Source organism: Kribbella sp. ALI-6-A (assembly GCF_001984195.1).
In the GTDB taxonomy this organism is placed as follows: Bacteria; Actinomycetota; Actinomycetes; order Propionibacteriales; family Kribbellaceae; genus Kribbella.
In genome coordinates, this window is record NZ_MTQN01000006.1 from 183,026 (window position 1) to 196,581 (window position 13,556).

15 protein-coding genes are annotated in these 13,556 nt (G+C 70.6%); 9 read left to right on the forward strand and 6 right to left on the reverse strand.

Features of this window, described 5'->3' with window-relative positions:
- The first annotated feature begins 18 nt into the window (after positions 1-18).
- From BWI15_RS03415 to BWI15_RS03440, 6 genes are all read left to right on the forward strand, one after another.
- Positions 19-471: a DUF6463 family protein gene (locus tag BWI15_RS03415; RefSeq protein WP_083750542.1), complete on the forward strand. Its 453-nt coding sequence runs from the start codon at positions 19-21 to the stop codon at positions 469-471.
- Between the two features lie 109 nt (positions 472-580).
- A complete protein-coding gene (locus tag BWI15_RS03420) occupies positions 581-997 on the forward strand; it encodes a YciI family protein (protein ID WP_077012797.1) in 417 nt (138 codons plus the stop codon).
- A complete protein-coding gene (locus tag BWI15_RS03425) occupies positions 997-2,199 on the forward strand; it encodes an RNA polymerase sigma factor (RefSeq protein ID WP_077012798.1) in 1,203 nt (400 codons plus the stop codon). Before BWI15_RS03420 ends, BWI15_RS03425 begins: the two co-directional genes overlap by 1 nt.
- 77 nt (positions 2,200-2,276) lie before the next feature.
- Positions 2,277-2,801: an ArsR/SmtB family transcription factor gene (locus BWI15_RS03430; protein WP_077012799.1), complete on the forward strand. Its 525-nt coding sequence runs from the start codon at positions 2,277-2,279 to the stop codon at positions 2,799-2,801.
- Positions 2,801-4,027 carry an MFS transporter gene (locus tag BWI15_RS03435; RefSeq protein ID WP_077012800.1) on the forward strand — a complete coding sequence of 409 codons (1,227 nt, stop codon included), beginning with the start codon at positions 2,801-2,803 and terminating at the stop codon, positions 4,025-4,027. The genes BWI15_RS03430 and BWI15_RS03435 overlap by 1 nt, the downstream gene beginning before the upstream one ends.
- Before the next feature lie 95 nt (positions 4,028-4,122).
- Positions 4,123-5,367 (forward strand): pentapeptide repeat-containing protein, encoded by a 1,245-nt coding sequence (locus tag BWI15_RS03440; protein WP_077012801.1) that lies wholly within the window; start codon positions 4,123-4,125, stop codon positions 5,365-5,367.
- Positions 5,368-5,373: 6 nt separating this feature from the next.
- Here the strand turns inward: BWI15_RS03440 and BWI15_RS03445 are convergent, their stop codons facing one another.
- From BWI15_RS03445 to BWI15_RS03465, 5 genes are all read right to left on the reverse strand, one after another.
- Positions 5,374-6,249, reverse strand: a complete 876-nt coding sequence (locus BWI15_RS03445; RefSeq protein WP_237771107.1) for an MBL fold metallo-hydrolase — start codon at positions 6,247-6,249, stop codon at positions 5,374-5,376.
- Between the two features lie 79 nt (positions 6,250-6,328).
- Positions 6,329-7,069, reverse strand: coding sequence for an SDR family NAD(P)-dependent oxidoreductase (locus BWI15_RS03450; RefSeq protein ID WP_077012803.1), 741 nt, complete (start codon positions 7,067-7,069; stop codon positions 6,329-6,331).
- Between the two features lie 98 nt (positions 7,070-7,167).
- A complete protein-coding gene (locus BWI15_RS03455) occupies positions 7,168-7,827 on the reverse strand; it encodes a response regulator (protein ID WP_077012804.1) in 660 nt (219 codons plus the stop codon).
- The gene (locus BWI15_RS03460) at positions 7,824-8,975 is read right to left on the reverse strand and encodes a sensor histidine kinase (RefSeq protein ID WP_077012805.1); all 1,152 of its coding nucleotides are present in this window, start codon (positions 8,973-8,975) and stop codon (positions 7,824-7,826) included. Before BWI15_RS03460 ends, BWI15_RS03455 begins: the two co-directional genes overlap by 4 nt.
- Positions 8,972-9,799, reverse strand: a complete 828-nt coding sequence (locus BWI15_RS03465; RefSeq protein ID WP_077012806.1) for a CPBP family intramembrane glutamic endopeptidase — start codon at positions 9,797-9,799, stop codon at positions 8,972-8,974. The genes BWI15_RS03460 and BWI15_RS03465 overlap by 4 nt, the downstream gene beginning before the upstream one ends.
- A gap of 218 nt (positions 9,800-10,017) precedes the next feature.
- On the opposite strand from BWI15_RS03465, the gene BWI15_RS39215 reads away from it, so the two are divergent.
- Together BWI15_RS39215 and BWI15_RS03475 are read left to right on the forward strand one after the other, a co-directional pair.
- Positions 10,018-10,365, forward strand: a complete 348-nt coding sequence (locus BWI15_RS39215; protein ID WP_168197253.1) for a hypothetical protein — start codon at positions 10,018-10,020, stop codon at positions 10,363-10,365.
- Positions 10,366-10,557: 192 nt separating this feature from the next.
- Positions 10,558-11,130 carry a TetR/AcrR family transcriptional regulator gene (locus BWI15_RS03475; RefSeq protein WP_077012912.1) on the forward strand — a complete coding sequence of 191 codons (573 nt, stop codon included), beginning with the start codon at positions 10,558-10,560 and terminating at the stop codon, positions 11,128-11,130.
- Here the strand turns inward: BWI15_RS03475 and BWI15_RS03480 are convergent.
- The gene (locus tag BWI15_RS03480; RefSeq protein ID WP_083750543.1) at positions 11,127-12,002 is read right to left on the reverse strand and encodes an NmrA/HSCARG family protein; all 876 of its coding nucleotides are present in this window, start codon (positions 12,000-12,002) and stop codon (positions 11,127-11,129) included. The genes BWI15_RS03475 and BWI15_RS03480 overlap by 4 nt on opposite strands.
- 64 nt (positions 12,003-12,066) lie before the next feature.
- Here BWI15_RS03480 and BWI15_RS03485 point away from each other — a divergent pair, with 64 nt between their 5' ends.
- Positions 12,067-13,395: an FAD-binding oxidoreductase gene (locus BWI15_RS03485; RefSeq protein ID WP_077012808.1), complete on the forward strand. Its 1,329-nt coding sequence runs from the start codon at positions 12,067-12,069 to the stop codon at positions 13,393-13,395.
- The last annotated feature ends 161 nt before the right edge of the window (positions 13,396-13,556 follow it).

Below are 13,556 nucleotides of genomic sequence, written 5' to 3' on the forward strand. Positions count from 1 at the left end.
GGCGCACAGGCTGGTGCCATGGCATTCATCGACACGACTTCCACCCCGTCGACCTCGCGCGTCTGGTGGCGCGATCTGTCCGCTGCCGGCGGGCTGCTCGCGATCGGCGGCGGCGTCTTCCACACCGTTGTCTCCGCGGTGATGCGCCGCGACGTCTGGGCGCAGATCGCCGACGACGGATTCTTCAAGACCATCAGTCTGAACCCGTCGGCCGACCAGCTCGCCGCGGCGGAGGCCTTCTGGTTCAGTCCCGGCAGCTTCGGCGTGCCGTTGCTCCTGCTCGGGTCGCTCGTGACGTGGCTGACCCGGCGCGGCCACCGCGTGCCCGGGTGGCTGGGCGGCGGCCTGGTCGCGTGGGCTCTGCTGATCGGGTTGCTGAGTGGCTTCGACGGTGGAACGTTCGCCCTGCTGACCGTCGGCGGGCTGCTCGCGGCCGGCGGCTGGACCAGCCGCCGCCGGTTGGAGCGCTGAGCCTCGGCCCAGGTTTCTCGCAAAGGCGTGTCCGGTTCGGTGCGGGAGCGTCGACGTTCCCGACGAGAGGCACCACAGTGGTGTTACTCCACACCGACGGGAGACCGAGATGAAGTACATGATCCTGACCTACGCCTCGCAGCAGGACTACGACGGCATGGCCGGGCAGGACTCCGGCAAGCCCGCCTGGAGCGAGGACGACTTCGCCGCGATGGGCGCGTTCATGGAGAAGTTCAACGCCGATCTCGCCGAGTCCGGTGAACTGGTCGAGACCCGCGGCCTGGCCGCGCCCGCGCTGACCCGCCGGATCGGCTCGAAGAACGGCGAGCCGGTGGTCACCGACGGCCCGTACGCCGAAACGCAGGAAGTCCTGGCCGGTTACTGGATCGTGGAGTGCGACTCCTTCGACCGCGCGGTCGAGATCGCCGCGCGGCTCGGCGACACCCCGGCTCCGGAGTTCGTCCGCGCCACGGCGTACGCGGATATCCGGCCGATCGTGGAGGGCGGCGAGGACCTGGCCGGCTGATGGACCGCACGCTCGAGGACCTGCTGCGCGAACTCGCGCCTCAGGTCCTCGGCGCGCTGGTCCGGCGGTACGGGCACTTCGACACCGCCGAGGACGCGGTCCAGGAGGCCCTGCTCGCCGCCGCCCGGCAGTGGCCGGACGAGGGGTGCCCGGACAACCCGCGCGGCTGGCTGATCACGGTGGCCTCGCGCCGGCTGACCGATCTGCTCCGCAGTGAGCAGGCCCGGCAGCGGCGTGAGAACCAGGTCGCGCAATGGTCGGTGGTGCCGCACGAGCCGATCACCGACTCCGACGACACGCTCATCCTGCTGTTCCTGTGCTGCCATCCATCGCTGTCGCCGGCGTCGCAGGTCGCGCTCACCCTGCGCGCCGTCGGCGGTCTCACCACCACCGAGCTCGCCCGCGCGTTCCTGGTGCCGGAGGCAACGATGACCCGGCGGATCACCCGGGCCAAGCAGTCGGTCAAGTCGAGCGGCGCCCGCTTCTCATTGCCGCCGGACCACGCCGACCGGCTCGACGCCGTCCTCAAGGTGATCTACCTGATCTTCACCGAGGGCTACGCCAGTACAACGGGCCCGCAGCTGCACCGCGTCGAGCTGGCCGGCGAGGCGATCCGTCTCGGCCGGTTGATCCACGAGCTGCTGCCCGACGATCCCGAGGTGACCGGCCTGCTGGCCCTCATGCTGCTCACCGACGCCCGGCGCCCGGCCCGGACCGGGCCGTCGGGCGAGCTGATCCCCATGCACGAGCAGGACCGCTCCCGCTGGATCCGCTCGTCGATCGACGAAGGCGTCGCTCTGATCACCGCCGCACTCCCCCGCGGACCCATCGGCCCGTACCAGCTGCAGGCCGCGATCGCCGCCGTGCACGACGAAGCGCCCTCCGCCGAGCAGACCGACTGGCCGCAGATCGCCGCCCTGTACGGCGTACTGCTGCGGCTGACCGACAATCCGATCGTCGCCCTGAACCACGTCGTGGCGGTCGCGATGGCCCAGGGTCCCGCGATCGGCCTCAAGCTCCTGGCCACCATTGACACCGATCCCCGCCTCACCCACGACCACCGGCTGCACGCCGTCCGGGGCCATCTCCTGGAGATGTCGGGCGACCCGGAGGCCGCCCGGGCCGCGTACGAACAGGCCGCCTCGCTCGCCACGAGCCTTCCCCAGCGCCGGTACCTGAACAAGAAGCTCGCCGGGCTCTGACTGCCCAATAACCCTTTGACAGTCGAGCGGGCCGGCGGCACCATACTGCCCAAGACTTCTTGGGGAGTGGGTGCGTGATGGCCGACGACGGCATCAAGGAACTGCGGGCGGCGGCTCATCCGGTGCGGTTGCGCATCCTCTCGCTGCTGACCGGGTCGGCGATGAGCGCCGCCGAGGTGGCTCGCGAGCTCGGCCTGACGCATGCGAACGCGTCGTACCATCTGCGGCTCCTGCTGCAGTCGGGCACGATCGTCGAGGCCGGCGAGGAGCGGATCCGTGGCGGCGTCGCCAAGCGGTACCGCTATCCCCACGAGGACCGCGGACAGCGCCGGCAGATCGTGACCACGCAGAGCCGGATCGCCGAACTGCGGGCCCTCGCGCGCGAGCTCGAGCGGCGGCTACAGCAGCGCAAGCGGCGGACGCGCGGCCATTTCAGCGACATCGACGCCTGGGTGGCGCCGGAGGCCTACGACCGCGTTCGCGAGCTGCTGGCGGAGGCGTCGGCGCTGATGCACGACCACAACCAGCCACCCCGTACGCCGGGGACCGTGCACGTCAGTGCCACCTCGTGGATCTTCGAGATGACCCGGAAGGCCCGCTGATGAGCAACGCGCTCGCCCCGCTCAAAGAGGCGAACTTCCGCTACTACTGGCTGGCCCGGCTGATCGACCGGGCCGGCACCACGATGGCCGGCGTCGCGCTCGCCTTCGCGGTGCTGCACGTGAGCGACTCGCCCGGCGCCCTCGGCACGGTCCTGGCCGCGCACAGCATCCCGATGGTCGTGTTCCTGCTGGCGGGCGGCGTGCTGGCCGACCGGTTCGGCCGGACGTTGGTGATCCAGGCAACGAACGTCGCGTCAGGTCTCAGTCAGCTCGCGATCGCGGGGCTGGTGATCACCGGCACCGCCGAGATCTGGCACCTGGTGATTCTCACCGCGATCAACGGCACGGCCACCGCGGCGCGGATGCCGGCACTGGCGGGCGTGCTGCCGCAGCTGGTTCCGCGCGAGCTGTTCAAGCCGGCGAACCTCGTGATCGCCGTACCGGAGAACGCGCTGATGGTGCTCGGCCCGGCCGTGAGCGGCGTACTCGTGGTCGTGATCGGACCGGGGTGGGCGCTGGCCGTGGACGGCCTGACGTACCTGCTGGCCGCGCTGATCCTGACGCGAGTCCGCATTCCTCGTCCGGCCGAGGTCAGCAAGGGAGTGATCGCCGACCTGCGCGAAGGCTGGTCCTACTTCCGCGCCACCACGTGGCTGTGGGTGGTGGTCGCCTCGTTCTCGTTGCTCAACGCCATCGTCAGCGGGGCGTTCAACACCCTCGGCCCGGTGCTCGCGACCCAGACCGACCTCGGCGAAGCCGGTTGGGGCCTGATCCGCTCAGCCCAGGCGGTCGGCTTCCTGGTGTGCTCGCTGATCCTGATCCGCATCTCGTTCCACCGCCCGCTGCGCTGGGGCATGGCGGCCGTCGCCCTCCAGGGCCTGCCGATGCTGGTCCTCGGCTTCGAGCCGGTACTCGCGGCCGGCATGGTCGCGGCCTTCCTGGCCGGCCTCGGCGTCCAGGTCTTCGGCCTCGGCTGGGATCTCGCCATGCAGGAGCACGTGCCCGACGAAATGCTGTCCCGCGCCTACTCCTACGACATGCTCGGTTCGTTCGTGGCGATCCCCCTCGGCCAACTCGCCTTCGGCCCTCTGGGCCTGGCCTTCGGCATCCAGCCGGTGATGATCGTGGCCGGCATCGCGTACGTCGTGATCGCGCTGGTCCCGCTGGTGTCACGATCGGTGCGCGATCTCCCGCGCGCGACGGTTCCGGCCGCCGAAACCCACTGAGCCCGCGGCTCGGCCGAGGTCGAGTCCCCTGACGAGTGGACACCTGATCCCGGTCGCTGCACGGTGGATGCAGGTTCCCGCGTCCTGGAGGAGGAATGGCGAGCTGGCGTCAGCGCGTACTGGGACCGATCCTTGACGGGCACCGCGACCGTGACCTGGCCCGAACACCGCCTCTGGGTCCGTTGGCGTGGCAAGCCGCTGCGGCTGTCGCCGTGGCGCTGGCCGGCGCGGTCGGGTTGTACCTGTTGCTGGCCTGGCTGCTCGGCGTCGACCCGCGGTCCGATCCGGCGGAACCTGCAGCCGATCAGCAGAGGTTGCTTGCGGAGCTGGTGAAAATCGCCCTTGGCCTGGCGGCCGGCGTGGGAGCGTCCGTCGCGCTGATCATCGGATACCGGCGCGCGCGGGTCGAGGAGGCCGGCAGTCACCGCGACGACCGGCGGCTGTTCAGCAGCCGGTACCAGGACGCCGCCGACCTGCTCGGCCACGACAAGGCCGCCGTACGGCTGGCCGGTGTCTACGCGATGTCCCGGCTCGCGGACGACTGGAACGAGCAACGGCAGCAGTGCATCGACGTGCTCTGCGCGTACCTGCGTCTGCCCTACGATCCAGCGAGCGGCGACGGCGGCGAACGCGAGGTCCGCCTCACCGTCGTCCGGCTCATCGGTGCCCATCTGCAGCCGTCGGCCACCCGGCCCTGGCACGGCCACGACCTCGACTTCACCGGAGCGGTCTTCGACGGCGGCGACTTCAGCGGTGCGGTGTTCTCCGGTGGCGTGCGCTTCACCGGCGCGGTGTTCGTGGGGAGACCTGTGGACTTCAGCGGCGCAGAGTTCGCGGACGGCACCGCCGACTTCACCGGAGCGCGGTTCACCGAGGGCAGCGTCAACTTCGGCACCGCTCGGTTCACCGGCAGCACCGTCCGATTCACCGAGGCCCAGTTCGCCGGCGGGTCGCTCAGCTTCGGGCGCGCGCAGTTCGCCGCCGGCACCGTCAGCTTCAGCGGTCGACCGGTTGTCGTCGACAGGAGCCGCGACACGACGTTCTCCGGAAGCCACGTCAACTTCTCCCGCGCGAACTTCACCGGTGGACGGGTTGATTTCAAGCACACGAAGTTCGCTTCCGGACGCCTGGGATTCATGGGCGCCACGTTCTGCGGCAGCACCGTCGACTTCACCGGCGCGGTGTTCGCCGGCGGCACCGTCAGCTTCCACAGCGCTCGGTTCACCGGTGGCGAGGTGAATCTCTCCGCGGCGAAGCTCGCGGCCAAAGGCAAGCCGCCCCAGGATCTGCCCGCCACGGCGAACAGATTCCTGAGACTGCCCGACTGGCTCGCCCAATAGAGTCGGCTACGCCGAACCAGCCGGCTCGAAGCTGGCGAGCATCTGTTCCAGCGCGTGCTGGTCGGGGCCGACGAAGGGGTCGGAGCCCGGCGCGGCGGTGAGCATGTCGAGGAACTCCGCCGTCTGTCCGGCGGCGGGTGGCAGGTGCGTGCTGAGGATGACGGCCGGGTCCATCGCGCGCAGCGGCTCGACGGTGTCCGCGTACCGGTCCGGATCGACGGCGTGGACCCAAGGACTGTCGAGAGTGGCCCACAGCAACTGTCCGGCCCGCAGGTCGTCCCGCGGAACGTCGCGGACCTCGCTGCTGCCGGCGAGTTCGCTGGTCGGCATCGGTGCGCCGAAGCAGTCGGAACTGAAGCAGATTCCCGACTTGTCGTCGTAGAAGCCCACCGTCGCGGGACTGTCGAACAGCGGCGGCCGGAAGGCACGCAGGGTGCGGTCGCCCACGTCGAGTGACTGACCGGGGTTGAGCAGGTACACCCGGTCCATCGGCAGCGGCCGCTCGGTGGACATGATGCCCGCGCCGATGAAGGTGGTGATCACCTTGGCCCGCGGTGCCAGGTCGAGCAGGTCGAACAGCGCACCGGTGTGGTCCCGGTCGGGATGCGTCAGCCAGATCCAGCGCACGTCGCGCGGATCGATCACCGTGCCGAGTGCGTTCAGGAACCCCCGGTCGGGAAGGCTGAGCCCGGTGTCGACCACCACCGGTTCGGTTGCCTGCAGCACGAAAGCGTTCACGGCCAGGAAGCCGATGCCCGGGACCGGGAGTTGGTCGTTCAGCACGCTGACGTCGGATCCGATGCGATGTATTTCCATGATTGCCCCCTTACAGCGGATGGTCTGCCTGCCCGGCCGGTCAGTCAACCCTTCGACGTGGACCACCGACGGTGCTCGGGAGCTCACGAAAAATCACCCGGCAGGGGCCGGCTTCGGGGTCAAGCAGGCTGCGGCTGGGAAGCGTTCACCGCTGCTCGAACAGCATCGCCGTGGTGCCGGCGTCCACGAAGAGCTCGACGCCGGTGACGGACCGGGACTCCGGCGAGACCAGGAAGGCGACCGCGTTGCCGATGTCGATCGCCTCGACCGCGGTCGGCAGCATCTGCTTGCCGGCCACGAAGTCGGCCAGCAGGTGTTCGTTGCCGCGGGCCTCGACCGCGCCGGGATGGACGATGTTGCAGCGGATGTTGTGCCGGCCGTAGTCCCGCGCGATACCCCGGGTCAGCCCGGCCAGCGCCGCCTTCGTCGCGGCGTACAAGGTGAAGGTCTCGGCGGCTCCCGCGGCGTGCACCGACCCGATGTTGACGATCGCGCCGCCGCCGTTGTCCACCATGATCGGCACCACCTCGCGGATGCACGTCCACGGCCCGCGGTAGTTGATCGCGTGCAGCCGGTCGAACTCCTCCGGCGTCGCCTCCGCGCCGTGCTTGCGCAGCCCGACGCCCGCACTGTTGACCAAGGCATCGAGTCGCCCGTACGCCGCAACGGTCGCCGCCACGACCTCTCGTACCGACTCGGCATCGGTGACGTCCAACCGCATCGCTACGGCGGTCCCACCCGACGCGCGGAGTTCCTCGACCACCGCCTCCGCCGCGGCGAAATCCTGGTCCGCGACCACCACGGTCCATCCCTTGCCCGCCAGCGCCCGGCAGATCCCGCTGCCGATCCGCACCCCGCCTCCGCCCGTCACGACGCACACCCGCATCCCCGTACACCTTCCGTCGTTGTCGATGGTCGCCCCGATTCCATCAGACCCCGCATCGTTGTGCTGCGCCGCCGGGGGAAACTCCGAGGGTCGGCTGCTCAGGTGACCAGGCCGCGGCGGTAGGCGTACACGACCGCCTGGACCCGGTCACGCAGGCCGAGTTTGGCGAGGATGCGCGACACATAGGTCTTGACGGTCTCGTGGCTGATCACCAGCGTGGCGGCGATTTCGCTGTTGGACAGGCCGTCCGCGATCAGCATCAGCACCTCCAGTTCGCGCGGGGTCAGCGGGATGCTGTCCGGTGCGTCCTCCGCGGGCCGGATCCGCGCGGCGTACCGGCCGACGAGCTGGCGCGTCACCTCGGGAGCCAGCAGGGCGGCGCCGCTCGCGACGGTCCGGATGCCGTGCAGCAGCTGAGCCGGCGGTGCGTCCTTGAGCAGGAAGCCGCTGGCGCCCGCGCGCAGCGCCTCGTACACGTACTCGTCCAGGTTGAACGTCGTCACCACGAGCACCTTGGCCGGCCGGGCGACGTCCTCGCCGGCGAGCAGCCGGGTCGCCTCGATGCCGTCGAGGACGGGCATCCTGACGTCCATCACCACCACGTCCGGCTCCAGCCGGCCGGCCAGCTCGACCGCGGACCGGCCGTCCCCGCACTCGCCGACCACTTCGAGGTCGGGCTGCGCGTCGATGATCGTCGCGAACCCGGTCCGGATCAGCGCCTGGTCGTCGCAGACCAGCACCCGTACCGGTGCGGTCACGACGGGCTCCCGGCCGGAATGCACGCCCGGACGACGAAGCCACCGTCCCGGCGTACGGCGCTGAACTCACCGCCGAGCATGGTCACCCGCTCCCGCAGCCCGGCCAGACCGCGACCGCTGCCACCCGGAGACGCCGGGTGTGTCCCCGGACCGTCGGTGCGGATCTCCACGATGATCTCCCGTTCGCCGTGACGTACGTGGACGCTGGTGTGGTTGCCATAGGCATGCTTGAGCGCGTTGGTCAGCGCCTCCTGCACAACCCGGTACGCCGTGACGCCGGCGCTGCCGGCGGCCGCCATCGGTTCACCCTCCTCGGTGAGCTCGACCGGTTGGCCGGCCCGGCGCGTCTGCTCCACCAGGGCGGTCAGCTCGCCGAGGGACGGTGTTCGCGGTTCGGCGCTGTGATCCGGGTTGAGCAGGCCGAGCAGCTGCCTCAGATCGGTGACGGCCTGTCGGCCGGTGTCGGTGATGGCTGTCAGCGTCTGGTCGAGGCGTTCCGGAGAGGTGGTCAGATAGCGCGCGGCTTCGGCCTGCACCACCATCGCGGTGACGTGGTGGGTCACGACGTCGTGCAGTTCGCGAGCGACGCGCGTGCGTTCCGTCGTCAGGGTGGTCTCGGCGACGTGGCGCCGACGCTCGGCCTCGGCCGCCCGCGACAGCCGGAGCCACGCACCGATGCCCCAGGCAAGCGCCAGCGCGAGGTAGAAGGTCGCGTAGTCCGCGACGCCTTCGGTTGAACCCTGCCGGTCCAGTGCGACGACCAGCGGTACGTACGCGGCCGACGCCACGACCATCGTCGTACGCCGGTACCGGGCCAGGTGAGCGGCCGCGCTCAGCAGTGCGATGGGAAGCGCCGTACCAGCGGCGGTGTGGTAGCCGAGAAGCTGGTCGGCGGCGAAGCCGAGCGACACCAACGCGAGGCAGACGAGCGGCCACTTCCGGCGTACGGCGAGCGGAGCGCATTCGAGCGCGATCACCGCGAACGCCAGCGCGTCCATCGGCCGGGTCGGCAGGTCTCCGAGCTGAGTCCCGTTGCTGCGCAGCGGCGGGAGGAGCGAGGCGAAAACGAGCACCAGCCCCAACGACGCGTCCCGGACGGTGACGTCGAACCGGCGCCACAGGTCCGGGACCCGCCGGAGGTCGATCACGGGACGAGAGTAGCGGCCGGGGTGTCACGGCGAGGGCGAGCCACCAGGGTGCCGCGGCGGCGAGCCAGCCACAGGAACACGACGGTCAGCACCAGGCCGGCCACGACCGCGGCGATGCTCGCTTCCGGTCCGAACTCCCCGCCGCTGAGCGCGACCGATCCCGACGTCACGCCGTCCAGCAAGCCCTGCGGGGCGCTCGTGCCGGAGACGTCGGTGCCGAAGATGGCGGACTCGGCGAAGTTCCACCCGAAGTGCACGCCGATCGGGACCCACAGCGTGCGGGTCGCCGCGTAGGCGGCGCCGAGCATGCCGCCGGCCTGGATCGCGATGGCGATCGTGCTCCACAGGGTCGCGTGCGGGTTGAACAGATGCGACAGCCCGAACAGCAGGCTGGTCAGGGCCAACGCCAGGCCGGTGCCGAGGCGGCCTTCGACGATCCTGAACAGGATGCCGCGGAAGATCAGTTCCTCCGTCACCGCGGCCGCCGCCACGAAGCCGAACAGTGCCACCGCGCCCGCCCCCGACCCCCAGCCGGCCACCTCGTAGCCGCCGAGCGCGGCGATGGTCGCGATCACCACCGCGAACATGCCGACGCCGATCAAGAACCCACGCCCGGCTTTCGCCGCGGCTCCGCCCAGCGCCACCTCCACCGGCGTACGGCGTTCTGTCCGGCGCACGATCCATCGGTAGGCGAGCAGCGACAGGACCGCCGTCGCGACGCCGAGGACGAGGGTCAGCGGCGTGTTCCACCCCACCGCGCCGACGGCCAAGCTGCCGCCGAAGGCCACCACTGCCACGACCACCAGTTGCTGCACCAAGCGCATGTCCACTCCTTCGCGAGATTCCCGCGAACCAGCGCCGCGGACACCTGCAACGCTATGGACCCTTCGCGCCGGAATCGTCACCGCGCAGTGGACACCTGCGGGTAGCTCGCACGGGGGACGAACGGACCGCGCGACACCTTCGGCGGGAGTGCTTGGACGACCGGGACAGACGAGCAAAACTGGAAGCCGAGTCGAGCAGACCCGTGGGAGGAGCGACCATGCAGACCGGCAGCCGGGACCGTTCCGACGCCGCCACCACCGAGGCGACTGTGCACGCCGAAGCCCTCGCCGACGACCCGCCGGCCGAGCCCGCGCATCCCTTCTGGACCGCCGCCGCCGCGACGACGACCGGCGCCTGGCTCGGCATGATCGTCTCCGTCCTCGGCTGGTTCGACGAACCACTCGAGATCTGGTTCCAGATCAGCAAGCTCGCCACCGCCGTAGGAGCCTGCACCGGCCTCGGCCTGGCCGCCACCCTCACCGCCGTCCGAGCCCACCACCGCCGCACGAACCAATCCAGCGCCCGGCTCACGCCGTACGACGTGTTCTCCCCTCAACGCGGCTGACCGCCACCTGTCCGTGGGACATCTACGTCACCGACCCGATCGGCAACCAGAAGTTCGTCCCGAAGGGCGCGGTCGACCCCGCCGACCAGCCGCTGACCCACCGACAACAGGGGCCGTAGGCAACCATGTCGCAACTCCAGCGGTCGTCCACCACACCCCAGCGACCGGCTGCTCGCGTAGGATCTGTTGATCGTGACCTCATCGCGACCGCGCAAGCTTCGCAAGGATGCGGCGGAGAACGCTGAGCGGCTGATCGCGGCCGCGGTGCGCGCGGGGCTGGCCGAGGGCAAGTTCGTTCCGATGGAGCAGATCGCGGCCGAGGCCGGGGTCGGGGTCGGGACGCTGTATCGCCGCTACCCGAATCGGGAGGCGTTGCTCGAGGCGATGGCGGTTCGGGCGTACCGCCTGATTCTGGCCGAGGCGGAGGACGCGCTGGAATCGGGCGAGACCGGGCACGACGCGATCAGCCGGTTCCTGCATCGCACGTTCGAGCGCCGGGACGAGCTGGTGCTTCCGCTGCACGGAGCGCCGATGACCGAAGGCACGGAGTCGGCGGAACTGCGGGCGCGGATGCGGCAGACGATGTCCGCCATCGTCGAGCGCGGCCATCGGGACGGTTCGGTCCGCGCGGAGGTGAACGCGGGCACGGTGGTGCGCTTCGGCGCGATGCTGGCGCAGCCGATGTCGAACGTGCCGGACTGGCCGAGTGCGGCCGCGGAGCAGCGCGCCGTCTTTCTCCGCGGCATCGCACCCGATCCGAACTAGGCCGAAGCCCGTACGCCGGACAGCGCGGTCACCCACGACGCGAAGTCCCGCACCTCGGGCACGAGCCGGCGCGTCAGGCCGAAGTCCGCCTGGTACGCCGGAACGGTTCCGAACCACCGGAACATCGCCCGCAGATCCTCGTCGTCGCCCAGCACCTCCAGCGGCAACTCCTCGTACCGCGTCGGCCGGCCGAGGATCTCCGCCGTACGCTCGGCCACCTGCGTGAGCGTGAGCTCGTCGCCGCCGAGCTCGACCGCGTCACCGTCGATCGCGCCCGGGTCGATCACAAGACGCGCTGCCGCGGCACCGACGTCGCGGACGGCGATCATCTGCAGCGGGACGTCACCGGCAACCGGCAGCCGAAGCACCAACTCGCCACTGCCCGCATCGGCGAGCTGCGGCGCGAGGTTCTCCATGAAAAACGTCGGCCGGACGAACTTCACCGGTACGACGTCACTCAGCCGCCGCTCGACCTCGTACTTGCTCTCGAAGTGCGGGATGCCCGTCGCGCGCTCGGCGCCACCGACGGACGAGTACACGACGTGCGGCACTCCCGCCCGCGCCGCGGCGTCCGCGACGGTCAGACCACGGCGTACTTCGCCCTCGGTGCCGTCCGATCCCGCGAACGTCGTCATGAAAAACAGCGCCGAGACGTCGATGAGTCCGCGCTGCAGGGACCCGCCGTCTTCCTGATCGGCGGCGACGACCTCGACGCCGCGGGCCGTCAGGGCCCGCGCACCGGCGGACTCCGGATCACGGACAAGTGCGCGCACCGCCCGCTGCTGTTCGAGCAAGGCCTCGATCACGCTGCTGCCCTGCTGACCGGTCGCGCCGATGACGGCGATGGGGTGCTGACGATCGTTCATGGTCATCCAATCTGAGTAGGTACCGGTCTAAGCGGAAGAAATCGTCCGTTTATTCCCGTAGCCTGGGCGCATGCTTCTCGATCAGCAAGCCGACGGCTACGCCGCCGCGACCCAGCCCCACAACTCCTCCGTCGAGCAGCGACCCGCGCGAGTCGCCGTCATCTCCCGTCCCGAAGACCTCGCGCCCGCGCTCGAAGCCGTGGACGCTCTCGCGCAGTCCTCGGGCGCCGCACTCGAAGTCGTCCCGCAGGCCACCGGCCACGGCGCCGGCGCACCAGTCGGCGACGGAGCGGTCCTCTTCGACACCGCGCGCCTCAACCACATCGCCATCGATCCGCAAACGCGCGTCGCCACGGTCGGCGCCGGCGCGACCTGGTCCGCGATCAACGCCGCCGCCGAGCAGCACGGCCTGCTCGGGCTGGCGGGTTCCGCTCCGAGCGTGTCCGTGTCCGGCTACACCTTCGGCGGCGGCATCGGCTGGCTCGTCCGGCGGAACGGGCTCGCGAGTGGCGCCCTCCGAGCTGTGCACTACGTCGACGGCGAAGGTCGCTATCGGGTCGCCGCGGACGACGCCGCCGAGGAGATCGATCGCGAGGCGATCTGGGCGTTCCGTGGAGCGGGTGGCGTCGGGATCGCACACACGCTGGAGTTCGACCTCGTACCGGCTCCGGACCTGCACGCCGGCGCACTGCTTTGGGACGCCGAGGCGCTACCGGAACTGATGGCCGCCTGGTCGAGCCGGATCGCGAGTCTCGGCACCAGCGTCTCCTCCAGCATCGGAGTGCTGCACGTTCCGCCCCTGCCGCCGTTCCCGGAGGAACTCCACGGCAAGGTCGCGGTCCACCTGGCGATCGCCGATCCCGATGGTCCCGCCACGGCAGCCCCGCTGCTCGAGGCCATGCGAGCGGCGGCGACGCCCGTGTCCGACACCTGGGGCCCGACCGACGCGGCGGGACTCTCGCGGATCCACCTCGACCCACCCACGGCGACCCCGGCCATCGGCGACGCCCGCTGGCTCGACGCATCCACTCCGGAAGTCGCCGCGGCACTGCTCGCGACGGCCGCCGGAGACGACGCTCCGATCGTGATGATGGAGATCCGGCACGTCGCCGGAGCGCCGACCGGCCGTGCCGGAGCCGTCGTGACGCCGCCGGGCCAGTTCATCTACCACGCCGTCGCACCCCTCGGACGGTTCCCCCGCGAGCGGATCGAAGCCGGCTTCGCACGGGCACGATCCGTCTGGTCGACGGCCGACGCGGGTTCCACGCCGGGCTCGTGGATCGAGGGCGCCGCGACGGTCCCCGACGCCCTGCCGAAGGAGATCCGGGACCGCGCCCGCGCGATCGCGGAGGCCGTCGATCCCAGGGCCCGCATCCGCCGCTCCCGCCTGCTCGGCTGAGCGCCCACCCCTTTCGAAAGCTCCCACCCCAGAGCCTCCGGCCGAGCCGCGCCACTCTCCCGCGCCAGACCCCAATAGCCCGGGCAGCCCACAACGTTTGCTTCGAATTCGAAGCAGTGCTACCGTCGACAACAAGCGCTTCGAATTCGAAGCAAAGTCAC

What these genes read in the sequence shown, in the direction of transcription:
- BWI15_RS03425 (WP_077012798.1), top strand. Translation starts at nt 997, where the DNA reads ATGGACCGCACGCTCGAGGACCTGCTGCGCGAACTCGCGCCTCAGGTC.
- BWI15_RS03485 (WP_077012808.1), top strand. Translation starts at nt 12,067, where the DNA reads ATGCTTCTCGATCAGCAAGCCGACGGCTACGCCGCCGCGACCCAGCCC.
- BWI15_RS03415 (WP_083750542.1), top strand. Translation starts at nt 19, where the DNA reads ATGGCATTCATCGACACGACTTCCACCCCGTCGACCTCGCGCGTCTGG.
- BWI15_RS03440 (WP_077012801.1), top strand. Translation starts at nt 4,123, where the DNA reads ATGGCGAGCTGGCGTCAGCGCGTACTGGGACCGATCCTTGACGGGCAC.
- BWI15_RS03480 (WP_083750543.1), bottom strand. Translation starts at nt 12,002, where the DNA reads ATGACCATGAACGATCGTCAGCACCCCATCGCCGTCATCGGCGCGACC.
- BWI15_RS03435 (WP_077012800.1), top strand. Translation starts at nt 2,801, where the DNA reads ATGAGCAACGCGCTCGCCCCGCTCAAAGAGGCGAACTTCCGCTACTAC.
- BWI15_RS03465 (WP_077012806.1), bottom strand. Translation starts at nt 9,799, where the DNA reads ATGCGCTTGGTGCAGCAACTGGTGGTCGTGGCAGTGGTGGCCTTCGGC.
- BWI15_RS03450 (WP_077012803.1), bottom strand. Translation starts at nt 7,069, where the DNA reads ATGCGGGTGTGCGTCGTGACGGGCGGAGGCGGGGTGCGGATCGGCAGC.
- BWI15_RS03430 (WP_077012799.1), top strand. Translation starts at nt 2,277, where the DNA reads ATGGCCGACGACGGCATCAAGGAACTGCGGGCGGCGGCTCATCCGGTG.
- BWI15_RS39215 (WP_168197253.1), top strand. Translation starts at nt 10,018, where the DNA reads ATGCAGACCGGCAGCCGGGACCGTTCCGACGCCGCCACCACCGAGGCG.
- BWI15_RS03420 (WP_077012797.1), top strand. Translation starts at nt 581, where the DNA reads ATGAAGTACATGATCCTGACCTACGCCTCGCAGCAGGACTACGACGGC.